Source organism: Bradyrhizobium sp. CCBAU 45321 (assembly GCF_028128975.1).
Classification (GTDB): Bacteria; Pseudomonadota; Alphaproteobacteria; order Rhizobiales; family Xanthobacteraceae; genus Bradyrhizobium; species Bradyrhizobium yuanmingense.
Map to the genome: position 1 here is coordinate 202,981 of NZ_LFKZ01000127.1, position 17,252 is coordinate 220,232.

At 62.5% G+C, this 17,252-nt stretch carries 16 protein-coding genes; 13 read left to right on the top strand and 3 right to left on the bottom strand.

Features of this window, described 5'->3' with window-relative positions:
• Positions 1-108 precede the first annotated feature (108 nt).
• Complete coding sequence (locus ACM43_RS26255; RefSeq protein ID WP_333919944.1) at positions 109-3,000, top strand: ATP-binding protein; 2,892 nt, start codon at positions 109-111, stop codon at positions 2,998-3,000.
• A gap of 8 nt (positions 3,001-3,008) precedes the next feature.
• Here ACM43_RS26255 and ACM43_RS26260 read toward each other — a convergent pair whose 3' ends face one another.
• From ACM43_RS26260 to ACM43_RS26270, 3 genes are all read right to left on the bottom strand, one after another.
• A complete protein-coding gene (locus ACM43_RS26260) occupies positions 3,009-3,725 on the bottom strand; it encodes a hypothetical protein (protein WP_271543998.1) in 717 nt (238 codons plus the stop codon).
• Positions 3,726-3,740: 15 nt separating this feature from the next.
• Entirely contained in the window at positions 3,741-4,004 is a 264-nt protein-coding gene (locus ACM43_RS26265; RefSeq protein ID WP_271544000.1) for a hypothetical protein, read from the bottom strand.
• 71 nt (positions 4,005-4,075) lie between these two features.
• Positions 4,076-4,924: an enoyl-CoA hydratase/isomerase family protein gene (locus tag ACM43_RS26270; protein WP_271544002.1), complete on the bottom strand. Its 849-nt coding sequence runs from the start codon at positions 4,922-4,924 to the stop codon at positions 4,076-4,078.
• A 321-nt stretch (positions 4,925-5,245) separates the two neighbouring features.
• On the opposite strand from ACM43_RS26270, the gene ACM43_RS26275 reads away from it, so the two are divergent.
• From ACM43_RS26275 to ACM43_RS26330, 12 genes are all read left to right on the top strand, one after another.
• Positions 5,246-6,280, top strand: a complete 1,035-nt coding sequence (locus tag ACM43_RS26275) for an alpha/beta hydrolase (protein ID WP_271544004.1) — start codon at positions 5,246-5,248, stop codon at positions 6,278-6,280.
• A 40-nt stretch (positions 6,281-6,320) separates the two neighbouring features.
• Entirely contained in the window at positions 6,321-6,986 is a 666-nt protein-coding gene (locus tag ACM43_RS26280) for a VOC family protein (RefSeq protein ID WP_271544007.1), read from the top strand.
• 70 nt (positions 6,987-7,056) lie between these two features.
• Complete coding sequence (locus tag ACM43_RS26285) at positions 7,057-7,647, top strand: NADPH-dependent FMN reductase (RefSeq protein WP_271544009.1); 591 nt, start codon at positions 7,057-7,059, stop codon at positions 7,645-7,647.
• A 201-nt stretch (positions 7,648-7,848) separates the two neighbouring features.
• The gene (otnK, locus tag ACM43_RS26290) at positions 7,849-9,135 is read left to right on the top strand and encodes a 3-oxo-tetronate kinase (protein WP_271544011.1); all 1,287 of its coding nucleotides are present in this window, start codon (positions 7,849-7,851) and stop codon (positions 9,133-9,135) included.
• A complete protein-coding gene (locus ACM43_RS26295; protein WP_271544013.1) occupies positions 9,132-9,779 on the top strand; it encodes a class II aldolase/adducin family protein in 648 nt (215 codons plus the stop codon). Before otnK ends, ACM43_RS26295 begins: the two co-directional genes overlap by 4 nt.
• 13 nt (positions 9,780-9,792) lie before the next feature.
• A complete protein-coding gene (locus tag ACM43_RS26300; protein WP_128263205.1) occupies positions 9,793-10,581 on the top strand; it encodes a shikimate dehydrogenase family protein in 789 nt (262 codons plus the stop codon).
• A gap of 108 nt (positions 10,582-10,689) precedes the next feature.
• Positions 10,690-11,799, top strand: a complete 1,110-nt coding sequence (locus ACM43_RS26305) for an ABC transporter ATP-binding protein (protein WP_271544298.1) — start codon at positions 10,690-10,692, stop codon at positions 11,797-11,799.
• A complete protein-coding gene (locus ACM43_RS26310; RefSeq protein WP_128263206.1) occupies positions 11,796-12,674 on the top strand; it encodes an ABC transporter permease in 879 nt (292 codons plus the stop codon). The genes ACM43_RS26305 and ACM43_RS26310 overlap by 4 nt, the downstream gene beginning before the upstream one ends.
• Positions 12,671-13,477: an ABC transporter permease gene (locus tag ACM43_RS26315; protein WP_128263207.1), complete on the top strand. Its 807-nt coding sequence runs from the start codon at positions 12,671-12,673 to the stop codon at positions 13,475-13,477. Before ACM43_RS26310 ends, ACM43_RS26315 begins: the two co-directional genes overlap by 4 nt.
• 22 nt (positions 13,478-13,499) lie before the next feature.
• Positions 13,500-14,567 (top strand): ABC transporter substrate-binding protein, encoded by a 1,068-nt coding sequence (locus tag ACM43_RS26320; protein ID WP_271544018.1) that lies wholly within the window; start codon positions 13,500-13,502, stop codon positions 14,565-14,567.
• 48 nt (positions 14,568-14,615) lie between these two features.
• Complete coding sequence (locus tag ACM43_RS26325) at positions 14,616-14,966, top strand: hypothetical protein (protein WP_128263209.1); 351 nt, start codon at positions 14,616-14,618, stop codon at positions 14,964-14,966.
• Positions 14,956-17,217: a N,N-dimethylformamidase beta subunit family domain-containing protein gene (locus ACM43_RS26330; RefSeq protein ID WP_271544020.1), complete on the top strand. Its 2,262-nt coding sequence runs from the start codon at positions 14,956-14,958 to the stop codon at positions 17,215-17,217. Before ACM43_RS26325 ends, ACM43_RS26330 begins: the two co-directional genes overlap by 11 nt.
• The last annotated feature ends 35 nt before the right edge of the window (positions 17,218-17,252 follow it).

The window sequence follows — 17,252 nt, forward strand, 5'->3', positions numbered from 1 at the left end:
AGATCGCCGGGCTTTCGGTGGTTTTCCCCGAAAGAAAAGGGAAGCTTGATGGGGGCAGGCGCGGTACAGTGAATTCCGCAAACCAGCAATCGACAAGGGTGAGCGCAAGTGACCGGGCTTGACACAACGAGCGGTTCTCGCGCCAATCTCGTGAGGGCTCCGCACGACGCAGGCATCGCCTCCTTCGGACCGTTCTCCCTTCACGACAAGACGCGGCTGCTTGAGAAGGACGGGGTGCCCGTCAAGCTGGGCAGCCGCGCGCTGGATATCCTGCTGCTGTTGGTCAGCCGGGCTGGCGATATCGTGTCGAAGAATGAGCTGCTGGCCCACGCGTGGCCGGGCCTTGCCGTCGAAGAGATTAGTTTGCGAGTGCATATCGCCGAGCTTCGCAAGGCGCTCGGTGACGGCAAGGAGGGGGCGCGCTACATCACCAATGTACCGAGCCGCGGCTATTGCTTCGTCGCACCGGTGCAGCGCATCGCAGACGCAATTCCGGTGGTTTCGCCTCCTGAGCAGGCGCCGAGCGCCGCTGAGGCGTCTGTGCCAGTCCTGCCTCCCCGCCTGGAGCGGATGATTGGGAGGGATGACGTTGTGCGGGAAGTGGCGCAGCGTTTGCTGGCCGAACGCTTCATCACGCTCAGGGGCCCTGGGGGCATCGGCAAGACCACCGTTGCGATCGCGCTGGCCCACGAACTCTCGGCCCGATTCGAAGGTCAGGTTCGCTTTCTCGATTTCAGCATGGTGAAGGATGCGGCGCTTGCCGCCGGCACGGTGGCCTGGGCCCTTGGACTCGTGGTGCACCATTCTGATCCAACGGACAACATAGTCGGTCACCTGCGCAACCGGCGCCTGCTGCTGGTACTCGACAGTTGCGAGCATGTCGTCGAGGCGATTGCGGCGCTGGCGGAGCGCATCCACCAGCAGGCGCCTGGTGTCAGCATTCTCGTCACCAGCCGCGAGTCGCTGCTTGTAGAAGGCGAGCAGATCTTCGAGCTCGCCCCGCTCGAGGGGCCGCCGCAGGGGGCGAGGCTGAGCGCACGCGAGATGCTGGCCTATCCGGCTGCGCGCCTGTTCACGGAGCGGGCGGCTGCGGCCGGCCATCGCGAGGAAATCGCCGACGAAGACGCCGAGATTGTCGCCGAAATCTGCAGCAAGCTCGATGGCATTGCGCTGGCGATCGAACTCGCCGCCGTGCGGGTCGGCACGCATGGATTGCGCGAGATAGTGACGCTGCTCGACGGCCGGCTAAAGCTGGAGTGGCGCGGCCGGCGGACGGCGCCTCCGCGCCATCAAACCCTCGGTGCAACGCTGGACTGGAGCTATGGCTTGATCAGCGAGAGCGAGCGCATCGTTCTGCGTCGCCTTGCCATCTTCGCCGCTCCTTTCACTTTGCAGGGAGCGACTATGGTCGCAGGCGAGGAGGGCGAGCCGGTCGAGCATATAGTGGAGTCGCTGGAGCAACTCGTTGCCAAGTCGCTGATTTCGGTGCGGCCTGACGCCCCCGTCACGCGCTATCGGCTGCTTGACACCACCAGGGCCTATGCCACGCAAAAGCTCGCTGACAGCGGTGAAGCGACGAGCATCGCGCGCCGGCATGCCCGCTATATCCAGCACGCGCTCGAAACGACGGCGACGGATTCAGGCGCTGGCAACCAAGCCTCGAGTTCGCGAGCTCGGACGCTGCTGTTTTCCGATGCGCGTGCCGCGCTGCAATGGGCTTTCGCCAATGATGATGGCGCTGGACTGCGCGTTCCGCTCGCCGGCGCTTGCGCCAGGCTGTTCGTCGAGCTCAATCTGCTGGACGAAGGGCGCCTATGGTCGAGCCGCGCGCTCTCGATGCTTGATGATTCGACCCGCGGCAGTGCGTGGGAACTGGAGCTTCAGGCAACGCTCGGACACGCTTTCATGTTTACCGAGCGCAATAGCGATCAGGCTGAACTGGCGCTGCGCCGCGGCCTCGAAATTGCCGAGGCGCTGGGTGACCGCCCCAACAAGTTTCGTCTGCTGGCGCGTTTGAATATGTTCTATCGGCGCACTGGTGATTTCCGCGAACTGCTTCCCACTGCTTTTGAGGCGGAACGTGTTGCGCGTGAGATCGGCGACAAGGCCGGTCTTGTCGGAGCCAAAGCACTAGTCGGCGTTTCCTATCACCTGATAGGCGATCAGAGAACTGCGCAACTGCATCTCGACGAGGGCCTTTCGGATGCCGGTGCGCTCCGCGGGGCTCAACCCGGTCATTTCGCTTACGCGAGAATGCCACAGGTGCCGCTCGCGCGCGTGCTATGGCTGCTTGGGTTCCCCGATCGGGCGGTCGAATGCGTTCACTCTATCATTAGGGCGGCGCCACAGGACGCGGTGATGCATTGCATCGCTTTGTGCTGGTCTGCATCACTCTATGGTTGGATCGGGGATTGGTCTTCAGTTGAGCAGATGGCCGGACGTATTTCGACTCATGCCGCGAGCCACGCACTGGCGCCATATCAGGCCGTAGCCACCGGTTTTCGAGCGCAGACAATGATCGCGCGCGGTGAGCGCAAAGCAGGAATCGAATTGCTGCAAAACGTGCTGGCACGTTTGCATGCGGATCGTTACGAACTGTATGCATCTGCCTTCATCTCCGAGCTTTCACAGGGATTGGCAGAGTTGGGTCAATTGGCGGAGGGGCTGCGCATCCTGCATGAGGCAATCGCCCGCATCGAGCCGGCCGGAGCGGCTTTCGACGCGCCGGAGCTTCTGCGCCTGCGCGGTGAACTCGAGGCGCGCGGCGGTGACACGAACGCGGCAGAGGCAAGCTTTGTGGCCTCGATCGCACTGGCAGAGAAGCAGGGCGCGCTGTCGTGGCGGCTGCGAACGGAAACATCGCTGGCCCGCCTTCGACGCAAGCAACGCAGGGCGAAGCCGCTGCACGGACTGGCCGAGACCTATGCCCGCTTCACGGAAGGCTTCGAAACGGCCGACCTGAAGGCTGCACGCGAACTGCTGGACGAGGCTTCAAAGTAGTCGCTGCGTCAGCCGAAGCGGAAGTCGGAGAGGTCGATCGACACCATCAGCGTATCGAGCATCGGCTTCAGGTCATCCGCGCGCAGATAAGCCCGGCGTCGGGTCGGAATCCAGATGCCGTCCACGTTCACGTGGTCGGATACGTACTGCGCCGCCGGGAAGCTGCCGGCGATATCGACGCGGTAGTCGTGCCGGCGGATGAGCATGTCCTCGCCGAAATAGAAGTCCTGCTCGGAGCTATGGCTCGCGATCTCCGCGGGAAAGGTGGCCCTCAAGCCGCGCCAAGTTTCCGCTCCCTCGCGCCAGGGCTCGATTTCCTCGACCTTGAAATCGTCCATGGCGAGCAGGAACGGTGTGGTGAGGTAAGTCCAGAGCGCGTATCCGTTGAAGTAGGCGCGATGCAGCGGGTCCCAACTCGTTCGCAGATCGTGCCGCGCAAACGAAGCGCGGGGATCGGATCGTTCGGCGACGATGCTGCCATCTTCGGCAAGAATGGCGATGCGGTCGGATGTGAAGGCGGTATGCCTGCCTTTTCCAAACGGCGCGACCGATGCCCATTGTCGATGCAGCTCGACCTGCATGGTCCGCGCGACCGGATCCTGCGGGACGCCCTTGAGGGCCCAAAGGTCGCCGCCGCTGACGATGGTCGCGGTGAGCGTGTAGTGAGATTTCCAGCGGTTCAGGCCTCCATGGGCCTCGATCGCGTCTTTCAATAACGGAAGCATTCTTCGTCTCCCAGCTCAAATATTTGCTTCTGCGCCAGCATCAGCATTGCCGATCAGCTTCGATCGTCGTGACCTGTGTTGCCGCTGCTGTCGAACGGCTTGACGCATGACCGCGTGGCGGCCCGTCAATTTGAACCATGCGGGCGGCGAACAGCGCCGCACCGTATCCGAATTGGAGCTGGCCTTGCCGAGAACATCTCGCAGCACCCCGAGTAACGGCGTGCCGCCATCGGCATCGGCGCTGCGTGCAGTTTCGCCAACTTGGATGGTGAAGGTCATGAGGCGATCTCCTGAGAATTGCCAGATGAAGCGCACATCGCGCGCTTGCATCTTCGACTGTGGCGTAGGCTTTAGCTGCCGAGCTGACCGACGTAGTGTCCTAGGCGATTCTCGACATCGCCCGGCCGATGAAAGCCGCGTGCCATCAGCGTTTTGATCCTGGCCTGAGCGGCAGGACGTCCGAGCGAGGCAACAAAAGCGTCCCACTCCGGCGCAATGTCCGAATCCGCGGGCAAGCTTGCCGCATCGACCAAGCGTTTGGTGTCAACGATGGCCTGCTTGTCAAAAGACGCGATCCGCATGGCTAGCGCATCGACGAAGGTGTCGAGCTCCGCATCCGCAAGCGATCGATTGACGTATCCATACCGCTCGGCGAGCTCGCCGCAAATATCGTCGGCGCTGAGAAGAATCTCCAGCGCGCGTCCGCGCCCGACCAGGCGAGGCAACCGCGCCATCGGCCCACCACCGGGTACGAGGCCGGCACCAACTTCCCATTGCGAAAGAATGGCCCTTTCGCGGCTCGCGAAGCGCATGTCGCTCGCTAACGCGAGTTCGCTGCCGACGCCCGTCGCCCGCCCGCGGATCGAGGCGATCGAGACGACCGGCGCGCGACTGAGCCGTACCAGCATATCGGGAAGAGCTTGCAGCCCGGTCGGTCCGGGCGGGATACTCGTCGAGTCCTCAAGGGGCGCGAGGAAGTCGTAGTGCGTCAGGAGGAAGCCTTCGACAGCGCTGTCGAATACAACGACCTTCACCTTCTCATCGGTTTCTAAGGCCGCAATGATTTCATCAAGCTGTGGGATGCTTTCCGGACCGAAAATATTCAGCGGCGGATGGTTGAACGTGACTCGCCAATAAGAGGGCAGGCGTTGCTCGAGCCGGACACGTGGCGCGGCAGATGTCTTCTCTAGGTGGGTCATAATGCACTCCTTGGTTGCTCACCGACCTTCCCCCATGAACTCTCAGAACGCTCGTTAGGCGTTGTTAAACGGTGTTGGACGTTGCGGTAGACGACAAAACCTTCGTCCATTCATGCGCTTAGGCTGGGCCCTGGCTTTAGAACCCGCACGGACCGCGATACCGATCCCCGGGGCAATCAATTCCTCCCGGCTCTGACCGGCCGAATCGCGCTGACAACGTCTAACAACGCTTAACGAGCCAACGTGCCGGACCCGGTGCATACCGCTTTCACACGAGGCCGATGTCTTTCGAAAGACGACGCCTCAACGGGAGCAAAGACCATGCACAAGGACGTCAACCAGACTCGCCGCGCGTTCATCGGTGCCGCTGCTGCGCTCGCAACCGGCATTGGCTTAACCGGCCCCGCAGCCGCGCACCTGAGCCAAGTCGCCGAAGCTGCAGATGCAACGAGTGCGTCCCTTGGGCATCTGAAGCAGATCAACGCCGGCATTCTGAACGTAGGATATACCGACAACGGCCCAGAAGGCGGGCCAGCGGTCCTGCTGCTGCACGGATGGCCCTACGACATCGACAGCTTTGCCGAGGTCGTGCCGCTCCTGACCGCCCAGGGCTATCGCGTAATCGTGCCGTATCTGCGCGGCTACGGGACGACCCGCTTTCTTTCCGCTGCAAGCGCCCGCAACGCCCAGCCTTCGGCGCTTGCAGCGGACATGATCGCGCTGATGGATGCGCTGAAGATCGAGAAGGCAGTCGTGGCCGGCTTCGACTGGGGCGCGCGCACCGCCAACATCATGGCAGCGCTCTGGCCAGAGCGCGTCAGCGCAATGGTCTCCGTCAGCGGCTACCTGATCGGCAACCAGCAGGCCGGCAAAGTGCCGCTGCCGCCGAAGGCCGAGCTTGAGTGGTGGTACCAATTCTATTTCGCCACGGAGCGCGGCCGCATCGGCTACGACAAGCACCGCCGCGAGTTCGCGAAGCTGATCTGGAAGCTTGCATCGCCGAAATGGGAGTTCGACGATGCGACCTTCGAGCGCAGCGCGAAGGCCTTCGACAATGCCGATCACGTCGCGATCGTGATCCACAATTATCGCTGGCGGCTTGGATTGGTCGACGGCGAAGAGGCCTATGACGAACTCGAGGCGCAGCTCGCGCTGGCGCCGACCATAGGTGTGCCGACCATCACCATGGAAGGCGACGCCAACGGCGCGCCGCATCCCCAACCCGCCGTCTACGCCAAGAAGTTCACCGGCATGTACGAGCACAGGCACATCACCGGCGGCATCGGACACAATCTTCCCCAGGAAGCGCCGAACGCTTTCGCACAGGCCATTCTCGACGTCGCCGCGCAGGTGTGATCGCGGCGTCCGTATTCACCACGCACACCAGGAGAGAACCATGACACTAGCAGTTAGTCCCGCCAAGGTCCGTTCGACGGACATGAAGTTCGAGCTAGCCGTTATCCCGGTCTCGGACATAGCGCGCGCCAAGGAATTCTACGCGAACCTTGGCTGGCGTTTTGACGCCGAGTTCACCAACGGTAGCGACTTCCACATTGTCCAGTTCACGCCCCCGGGCTCCGGCGCCTCGGTGATCTTCGGCAAGAATGTCACGCCGGCCACGCCGGGCTCTGCCCAGGGCCTGTACCTGATCGTGTCCGACATCGAGGCTGCCCGGAAGGAGCTGCTTGCGCGCGGTGTCAAGGTCAGCGAGGTCTTTCACGGCGGCGATGGCGTCCACACCGGCACCGATGAGCCTTATCTGTTCGGGAGCGTCCGGATCAGTGGCCCGGATCCGCAGCGCCGCACCTATCAATCGTTCGCGTCATTCAGCGATCCAGACGGCAATGGCTGGGTGCTGCAGGAAGTCACCAGCCGTCTGCCGGGCCGGGTCGAAGGTGATACGACCTTCGCGTCGGTATCTGACCTCGCAGCGACGCTTCGCCGCGCGGCGACCGCTCACGGCGAGCATGAGAAGCTCACCGGCGAGCACGACGTGAATTGGCCGGATTGGTACGCGGAATACATCGTCAACGAGCAGGCGGGCAAGCCGCTGCCGGAGTAACCATCATCAGCTGCGGCCCGCCGCTCGCCGGCGGACCGCAGCTTCAGAAGCCAGCTGCGGAGTAATGCCCATGAGCAATCGAATCCTCGTCTTCTACGGCTCCTATCGTTCCGACCGGATGGGTATCCGGCTTGCAGAGTACGTTGTCGACCAGCTGCGCCGCCGAGGTGACGAGGCCGAGCTAATCGACGCCAAGGCGATCAACCTCCCGATTCTCGACCGCATGTACAAGGAATACCCGAAGGACGAGGCGCCCGCGGCGCTCGAGCAACTCGCACGGAAGATCAAGGCGGCGGACGGGTTCATCTTCGTCACCGGCGAATACAACTGGGGCGTTCAACCCGGATTGAAGAACCTCACCGACCACTTCCTGGAGGAGTGGTTCTGGCGGCCTGCTGCGATCGTCAGCTATTCGGCCGGGCGTCTGGCTGGAGCGCGCGCCGCCACCGCCTGGCACGGCACATTGTCCGAAATGGGCATGGTGGTGATCTCGAGCACGGTCGCCGTCGGGCCGATCGGTCAGACCCTCTCGGCCGACGGCCAGCCGACCGGTGAGGGCGGCAACGCGCTCGAACAGTCCTTTCCCCGCTTTGCAGACGATCTGATGTGGTGGGTGGAGGCCGGCAAGGCACAGCGGCAGCGCAAGGCGCCACCGTACTGAATGCGACGTAGGGAGATGATCGCGCCACGGCTATCAAAACGACTCGTCTGACCGGAACTAGTCCGAACACCCGAACACGCCGTCGAGGTACAGTACCGCATCGTCAATGTCGGATATGTCTCCAGCGGCGGGCGGTATTGCACATATTTGATATATCATGTATCAGAGTTCGCAGGTATCTGCTTGAGATCTGCGAGACGCATGACGAAGCTCATCTTCGGGGTGGTGGCGGACGATCTGACGGGCGGCATGGAAACGGCCGCCATGCTGGTCGCTGCCGGAATCGAATGCGGATTTGTCACCGACCCCGATCTCGTCGGCAGCTGCGGCGATGTGCCGGCTATCGTGGTCGCGCAGAAGACGCGGGTGATCCCCGCGAACAAAGCCGTCGGTATGACCGCGAAGGCGGCACGGGCGCTGCTCGCGCGGGACGTCAGGCAAATCTTCTTCAAATATTGTGCGACGTTCGATTCCACCGACCAGGGAAATATCGGGCCGGTCTCCGACCTGCTGATGCAGCTGACCAGCGCCGAATACACCGCCTTTTGCCCGGCTTCTCCCGCCCTTCGAAGGACCGTCTATAACGGTCATCTGTTTCTCGGGATCGAGCTGATCTCGGACTCGCCGAAACGCAATGACCCGCTGACACCCATGACCGATCCCGATCTCGTGCGGGTTCTGCAGCGCCAGACGCGGGCCAAGGTTGGCCTTCTGGCGCATTCGCAGGTCGACGCCGGCGCGGACTCGGCCGGACGCGTGATCGCGGAAGCGGCGGCTCGGGGTATCCGCTACTTCATTGCAGATGCGATCTACGATCGGGATCTCAATACGCTTGCCACGCTGACTTGCGATTGGAAGCTGATGACGGGCAACGCGACGATCGTGCAGCACTACCCGGACATCTGGAAGGCGCGCGGGCTCGTCGCCGCCGACAGGAGGCCGCCCAGTCTGCGCGCGGTTGGCGGCGGCGGCGTGGTCCTCGCCGGGAGTTGCGCTGAGCGGACGTTGGAGCAACTTGCTGAATTCGAGAAGAGCCATCCCTTGCTTCGCATCAATCTTCTGAACGCTGAAGATGTGGCGGCGACGGTTGGCGATGCGCTCGACTGGGCGCGGCCGCGGCTGGGCCGCGGTCCCGTTGGCTTCGCCACCTCGGGCGCTCCGGAGGCCGTTAAAATGGCTCAGCAGCGGTACGGCCGAGAAGGCGCGGCGGAACTCGCCGAAACCATTCTTGGTCGGCTTGCTGTCTCTCTTCGCGGTGTCGGCGTGCGGCGCTTCGTCGTGGCCGGTGGCGAAACGTCTGGTTCGATCGTCGAACAGCTCGGCATTCGGCGTTTGCGGGTCGGTCCCTATGGCGGGCCCGGCATCGGCACTGCGGTGACCGAAGACGAGGATCCGGTGGCCCTCTGCCTGAAGTCCGGCAAGCTGGGCCCTGTCGACCTGTTCGCGACGACGCTCGAAGCGATGTTGAATCCGGAGGCGGTGAATTGAACGAACGCGAACTTAGGCAATCCGTGCTGGAGACTGTAGCGCGCCTGGAAGCCAAGGGCTTCAATCACGGCAGCAGCGGAAATGTCAGCGCTCGCATCGGAGAAGACATTCTCATTACACCGACGGGCGGCAATAGCGGCAATACGACGATCGACGGTCTCGTCCGTTTGAAGCGCGATGGAACGGTGGTTGGAGACGGCTTGCCCTCGAGTGAATGGCACATGCATCTGGCGATCCTCAACGCCTATCCGCATGTCAACGCGGTCGTGCACAGCCATGCCGACTGCTGCGTCGCGCTGTCCTGCCTCGCAAGGCCGATTCCAGCATTCCACTACATGGTCGCCAGTTTTGGTGGAAATGATGTGCCTTGTGCACCCTACGCCACATTCGGCACCAGGGCTCTCGCCGAGGGCTCCGTCGCCGCGCTGAAACAGCGCAAGGCCTGTCTGCTCGCGAACCACGGGATGATTGCCGTGGGCAAAGGGCTGCAGGCGGCGTTCGACCTTACCGTGAAGCTCGAAACCCTTGCCCGCCAGTATCTGCTCGCCTGTCAGGCCGGCGAACCCGCGATCCTTGCCGATGACGAAATGGCGCGGGTGGTCGAGCGCTACGGCAGTTACGGCCGCGCCGATTTGCCGGCCTGAGAAGGACAGCTTCATGGAGATCACCGGCAGGACCAAGATCATGTTCGTGCTCGCCGACCCGATCGATCATGTGCGGGCGAGTGCGGTGATGAATGCCTATTTCGGATCGATCGGCGACGACTTGGCGGTGTCGCCGATCCACGTCCTGCCGGGCGATCTCGGCCACGTCGTTGCAAGCATCAGGCTGATGCGCAACGTCTTCGGCTTCGGCGTCACGATCCCGCACAAGACCTGCGTGACCGAGCATCTGGATGACATGACGGAGGCGGCACGGCGCATCGGCGCGGTCAACTTCGTCAAGCGAACGGCCGAAGGAAGTCTCGTTGGCGACAATCTGGATGCGAGGGGATTCATCGTCAGCCTCGCTCAGCATGACATCGCGGTTCGGGATCGGAAGGTGCTCCAGGTCGGTGCTGGTGGCGCGGGACGTGCAACTGCATTCGGCTTGGCGGAGGCCGGCGCCCGCGAACTCATGATCATGAACCGGGATGAGGAGAAAGCTCGCGCGCTTGCGGCCGCCGTCGCTGCGCATTATCCCGCGACGAAGGTCAGCGCCGGTCGTGCGGAGGCACGCGCATTCGATCTCATCGTCAATACGACGTCGCTCGGCATGAAACCGGACGACCCGCTTCCGCTGGATATCGAAGGCGTCGGTCCCGACGCCACCGTCAGCGACATCATCGTCAATCCTGCCGTCACGCGGCTTCTCGCAAGGGCGGCTGCGCAGGGCGCAAAGGTCATCGGCGGAAAGCCGATGCTCGATGCGCAGATGGCCCTTGTCGCCGGGTTCATCGCGCGATAGCCTGATATATCAAATATTATATCGAAGCGGAGCCGTGCCGGCGGCTTTGGATTGGGTGCAAGGGTCGCCCGCATCGAGGCAGACAGAAGGAAGCGAGGCTCCGTGGATATTGCATCGGCCAGACAATCGGCATCGGGCGCATCGATCCGCATCAGTGGCTTGGAGAAGCGCTTCGGTGCCGTATCCGCCGTCGATGGCGTCGATATCGATATTGCTGCCGGTGAGTTTGTCGCCCTGCTCGGACCAAGCGGCTCCGGAAAGACCACGATCCTGATGAGCGTCGCAGGATTTGAATTCCCGACCAGCGGCACCATTCACGTCGATTCCGAAGACCTGACCTATGTTCCTTCGAACAGACGCAATCTGGGAATGGTGTTCCAGAATTACACGCTGTTCCCGCACATGTCGGTTCTCGACAATGTTGCCTTTCCCCTGAAGATGCGCGGTCTCCGGACGGCTGAACGTCACGCGCGCGCCGAAGCCGCGCTCGCGACCGTGCGGCTGGCAGGCTATGGCTACCGTCGCCCGAATGAGCTTTCAGGCGGCCAGCAGCAACGCGTGGCGCTCGCGCGTGCCATCGTCTATCAGCCGCGCGTCCTGCTGATGGATGAGCCGCTCAGTGCGCTCGACAAGAATCTGCGCGAAGACATGCAGCTCGAGATCAAGCGATTGCACGCCGAGCTCGGCATCACCGTCATCTTCGTCACCCACGACCAAAGCGAGGCGCTAACCATGGCCGACCGGATCGCCGTCCTGAGGGACGGCAAGATCCAGCAGATCGGGCCGGCGCGCCAGCTCTACGAAAGGCCCGCGAATCTCTTTACTGCCGGCTTCATCGGCGAGATGAATTTCGTCGACGTCGCCGTCCAAAGCGTCGGCGACGACATCTCCGTGGCTCTTCCATGGGGTGAAACATGGCGTCTGCCGGCCACGGCGGCCGTTGAGCCGGTTGCAGCCGGCGAGGCCGCGGTGCTGGCCGTGAGGCCTGAGCGGCTGCAGTTCGGCGCCGGCTCCAGCGGGCAAGTCATCGCTGTGACGTTGAGCGACATCGTCTATGCCGGGGCGGCGCTGCTGCTGATCGGACGTCTGCCTGACGGCACCGAGATGCGGGCGCGAATCCCCGGCGCCTCGCAGCTCAGCTCTTTGACCCCAGGCGACGTTGCGTCCTTCGCGATCCCTCCGGAGGCGATGCTGCTCTACCGGGGAGAGCGGCAATGATGGAGGCGCGGCGATCGCATTTCTGGCGTTCCGATGGCCGTCGGCTGAGTGGCCTGTCGACGTTGCTGCTGCTGCTGCCATTTTTCGCCCTCGTCGCCTTCGTCTTTGTCTATCCGATCCTGCAGCTCCTGGTGATCAGCATTCTCGAGCCGCATCCGACCTTGGAGAATTACGCGCGCGTCGTCGAAAACCCGGTTCACATGCGCGTCCTGCTGCGCACGCTCTGGACCGCAACGCTGGTGACCGCCTTGTCCGTGGTCCTCGGCTTCCCGGTGGCCTACTACATGAGCCGGGCAAAGGGAACGGTCGCCGCCCTTGTCGCGGTCTGTGTCATCCTGCCGCTCTGGTCGAGCGTCCTGGTACGCACCGCCGCCTGGTCATTCCTGTTCCAGCGCAACGGGCTGATCAATTCGGCGTTGATGTCTCTCGGTCTGACGTCACAGCCGTTCAAGCTGCTTTATACCCAGAGCGCCGTGGTCATCGCCATGACCCACGTGCTTCTGCCGTTCATGATCCTGCCGATCTACGGCGCACTACGCAGCATTCCGAGCGACTATGCGCGTGCGGCCGCCGTGCTCGGCGCAACGCGCCTGCGGACCTTTCTGGAGGTCATCCTTCCCTTGAGCCTGCCGGGCGTCGTTTCCGGTTCGCTGCTCGTGTTCCTCACGGCGATCGGCTTCTTCATCACGCCCGCCCTGCTCGGTTCGCCGCAGGAGATGATGATCTCGACGCTCGTCTCAAAGCAGATCCGTGAGGTCCTCGATTGGCCCTTCGCTGCAGCGTTGGTCGGGGTACTGACCGTATTCGTGACGTTGCTTGCGGTCATCTTCAGCAAGACGCTTCGCTTCGACCGGCTGATGGGGAATGCCTCATGAAGCCGCCGACCGACCGCGGATCGCTCGCGCTGGCGGCCTATGTCTATGCCGTGCTGGCCTTCATCATCGTGCCGTTGGTCATCGTCATCCCAATGTCGTTCAGCCAGAACGACTATCTGGCATTTCCGCCGTCCGGCTTCACGCTGAAATGGTACTCGGAATATTTTGACAGCAGGCAATGGCGTGCCGCCACCTGGCTCAGCGTGCAGGTGGCCTTGCTGACCGCTCTTTTCGCGTCGGTCATCGGCACAGCCGCGACCTATGCAATGATCCGCGGCCGCAGCCGGTTGGTCACCGCTTTCCAGATCCTGCTGATCGGGCCGATCATTGTGCCGCATATCGCACTCGCCGTCGGCCTTTATCTGTTTTTTCAGACGATCGGACTCTCCGGCACGATTCCGGGCTTCGTGCTCGCGCATACGGTGCTCACCTTGCCCTTCGTCGTTTTCACGATGGCCGCCGCCTTGGGAAAGGTCGATGCTAATCTGGAGGCGGCCGCCATGAGCTGCGGCGCGACACGCTTTCAAGCCTTCCGCCTGGTCACGCTGCCGCTCGTCCTGCCGAATCTCGTCAGCAGTGCGCTGTTCGCCTTCATCATCTCCTTCGACGAGCCGGTGGTATCGTTCTTTCTGTCCGGTGTGCGACAGAAGACGCTGCCGCGTCGAATGTTCGAGGATATCGAGCAGAACCTGACGCCGGTGATTCCCGCGATCGCGACGCTGCTGATCGTCTTGTCCATTTTGATTCTGCTGGGGGCCCAGGTCCTCCGATCCCGCAGCGTTACCCGGATAGCGAGCCAGTGAGAAGCCAGAGAGGAGATCGTCGATGCTGAAAACAGGTTGGATGTGGAACTCGGCAGCTGTCGTGCTTGCCTCGGTTCTTTCCGGAGCGTTGCCGGCTGCCGCTGAAAAACTGGAAGACCAGTTGGTGATTGCAACGACCGGTGGCCTGATGGGCAACACCCTCGCAAAATATTTCTACGATCCCTTCCAAAAGGCCAAGAATGTCGAAATCGTCCCGGTCGCAATCGAGGTGCCCGATCAGTGGGCGCGCGCCAAGGCGATGCAGCGAACCGGCAAGGTGGAGTTCGACATCGTCACGGCAACAGGTCCCGACCTGGTCGGACGCACCGATATGCTCGAGAAGATCGATTGTGCGAAACTGCCCAACGTTCAGAAGTTCGGCGTCTCCGACGCCTGTCAGCCCTACGGCGTCGCCCGCACGACCGGCGGCATGCTGATCACCTACAATACCGAAACGTTCAAGAACAAAGCGCCCAAGACCTGGGCGGACTTCTGGGACGTCAAGCAGTTTCCCGGGCCGCGAGGGCTCCCCGACACCGGCGACAGCGATTGGTGGGTGCCGGTAGCCGCGCTGCTCGCCGACGGCGTCAAGCCGGAGCAGCTTTTCCCGCTGGACATCAATCGCGCCTACAAGAAGCTGGACGAGATCCGTCCCAATGTCGCGGTGTGGTGGAAGACCGGCGACCAGGTGCAGCAGATCATGCGCAGCCGCGAGGTCGTCATGGCCATGAGCTATTCGGGCCGCGCGCTCGCCGTGGTGAAGGAGGGCGTACCGGTTGCCATGTCCTGGGACCAAGCCATTCGCGACACCGGTTACATGGCTGTTCTCAAGGGTGCGCCCGACCTCAAAGCCGCCATGGCCTATCTCGACTTCTTCTATGCGAGCTCCGATGCGCATGTGCCGTTCATGCGCGCTGTCAACTATGCGACGGCCAGCAAGTCGGCCATCGAGTTGTTGAAGCCGGAGGAGCGCAATCTCTACGCGACTTCGCCGGAGAACTACGAAAAGCTGGTCAAGCCCGATTTCGCCTGGATCGGCGAGCACCGTAACGAACTGCGCGAGCGGTGGATGGCCTGGCTGACTCGCTAGGCCGCATTAGCTTCTCCCGCCATTTGCGCTTCTAAGTGAGGACCGAGCATGGATCACACCAGTGACCCCGGCGCGCTGCGCTACGTGATCGATCCCGGAAGGCTCGATCTCGTCAAGGAGTTCCGCGCAAGTCCGCTCGGAGCGCATAGCCCGGAACTCCGCAAGCTGTTGGCCCGGATGCGCTGGGGCAAGCCGGAAGGACGGCTTGTTCTGATCGTGCTCGAACCTGGCAAGGCCTGGCGGCTGTCGCGCATCCCCAAGCGTCGCGGCGATCCCATGCCTTTCGTCGATGATCGCGTCTTCACCTCTCTTGTTGAAGCGGAGTGGCATGTCTTCAAGCTGCGTTGGCAGGAAATGACGGGAACGACGCTGCCTGCGGAGATTTCCGGTGATCTATAGGACCAACGAATATCTCGGCTATCCGGATCGCATCAGCGTCCCGGCAGGCGAGCCCGTCAGATTCCAGCTCAGCAGCAAGCGGCCGAGCGTGAAGGTCGAGGTGCTCAGGCTGCGCTGCGGCGATGTCGACAGCAACGGCCCTGGCTTCAAATATGAAGTGATAACGAGCCCCATTGACGGTGAGCATGCCTGCCTCGACCAGCCGATCCGGCCGGGATCCAACGTCGTCATTGACCACGACGGTGCACTGGTCCCGACCGGCGGGCACTGGTGTTTCGGGGCCTACGTGTATCCGACGCGGATCGCGGACAATGCCAAGGCCGTGATGGGAAATTGGTGCGAGCGCTCGGCGTGCGGCTACGCGCTCGAACTCGACGAGGAGGGGCATCTGGTGCTGGTGCTGGGCCAGGTGAGCGGTACGCCGGCGCGTTTTGCCCTCGACGTCAAGCTGCGCCCGCGCGTCTGGGCATTCGTATCGTGCGCGCTTGACCTTGCGGGGGGATCGGTCTCCTTATCGCTGATCGTTCCGGCAGATGGCGTTCGGCCAGTCGCTGCCTATTCGAAATCGTTTGCCCTGCCGCAAGCGCCCGCGCTCGATTCCGGCCTGCCGTTCCTGATTGCGGCCCATCATGCGAATGGCGATCGCCAATATACCTCGCACTTCGATGGCAAGATTGAAGCTCCGCGGGTCTTTTCGTATCCATTGAGCGCAGAGGCGCTGCGGGTATTCGACGGCCGGTTGCGGACGGGAGCAAGCGATGCAGGGCTTGTCGCCTTCTGGGATTTCGCAAACGGCATCTCGTCACTGTCGATCAAGGATATTTCACCGAACGGCCTGCACGGCAGCCTCCACCAACTGCCCCGCAGGGGCGTGACCGGCTTTCAATGGTCTGGATCCGTTCACGACTGGCGGCTGTCGCCGCAGGAGTATGCGGCGATTCATTTCCACAGCGACGATATCTACGATTGCGAATGGCAGACAACCTGCACGCTCGATGTGCCAGCCCACTGGCGATCAGGCGTCTACGCGCTCCGGCTGACCTCGGGAGGTGACAATCCAGACCGGGACTGCGAAAGCTACGTCACCTTCTTCGTGACGCCCGGCAAGGCGTCCCGGCGGGCGGATCTGGTCGTGGTCGCTTCGATCGCGACATATCTGGCTTATGCCAACAGCGCGTTGCGTCTCTATCAGGTTCACTTCGAGACTTTGATGGAGCACGTTCTGTGGTTGCCGCAAGATGACGTCTTCATGCAGGAGAACCCGGAGATCGGCCAGTCGACCTATGATTGCCATGTCGACGGCTCGGGGCGGGCCTACAGCTCCTGGCTGCGGCCCATCCTCAACATGCGTCCGCGCGGCTATTGGTTCAATTTGATCAACGACACCCATATCCTTGACTGGCTCGAGGAGAAGGGGATCGCCTACGATCTGATCACGGATGTCGAGCTTGACCGGGAAGGAGCGCGGGCGCTCGCTCCTTACCGGGTCATGATGACGCCGACCCATCCCGAATATTTCAGCTTCAACATGATGAACGCGATCATGGCGTATCAGAACGCCGGCGGGCGGCACATCTCGATGGGAGGCAATGCATTCTACTGGCGCTGCGGCTTTCACCCGGCCGCGCCCGCCGCGCTGGAGGTTCGCCGCGGCATGGCCGGGACGCGCACCTGGGAATCGGAGCCCGGCGAAGTGCATCTAGCCGGCACCGGGGAGCCGGGATCGCTGTGGCGGCATTCGGGCTTTGCGCCGCAGAAGCTGGTCGGCGTCGGGTTCTCCGCCATGATCAACGATACCTGCGGCTACTATCTGCGCACGGCCGAAAGCGAGGATCCGCGTGTCGCGTTCATCTTCGAGGGCACAGGCCGTCACGAAAAATTCGGTGATTTTGGATTTCGCTACAATGGTGCCGTCGGCAGCGAGATCGATCGATACGATCTCGAACTCGGAACGCCGCCGCATGCGTTGCGGATCGCGACATCCGAAGGATTGGGCGCGGGCGCGCTGCCCACACCGGAGGAGTTTCGCACCGTGGTCGACGGTCTCGACGGCACGCAAAATGCGCTGGTGCGCGCCGACATGGTGTTCTTCGAGACCGCCCATGGCGGCGCCGTCTTTGCGACGGGATCGATCACCTACGGCATGTCGTTGGGTCACAACAACTATGACAACAACATCAGCACCATCACGTTGAACGTCGTGAATCGGTTTCTCGATCCGAGGCCGTTCGTCATGCCTGCCAAAACCTAGACTGCAGCCTCGATTTCGGCCCAACATGCAAAGCC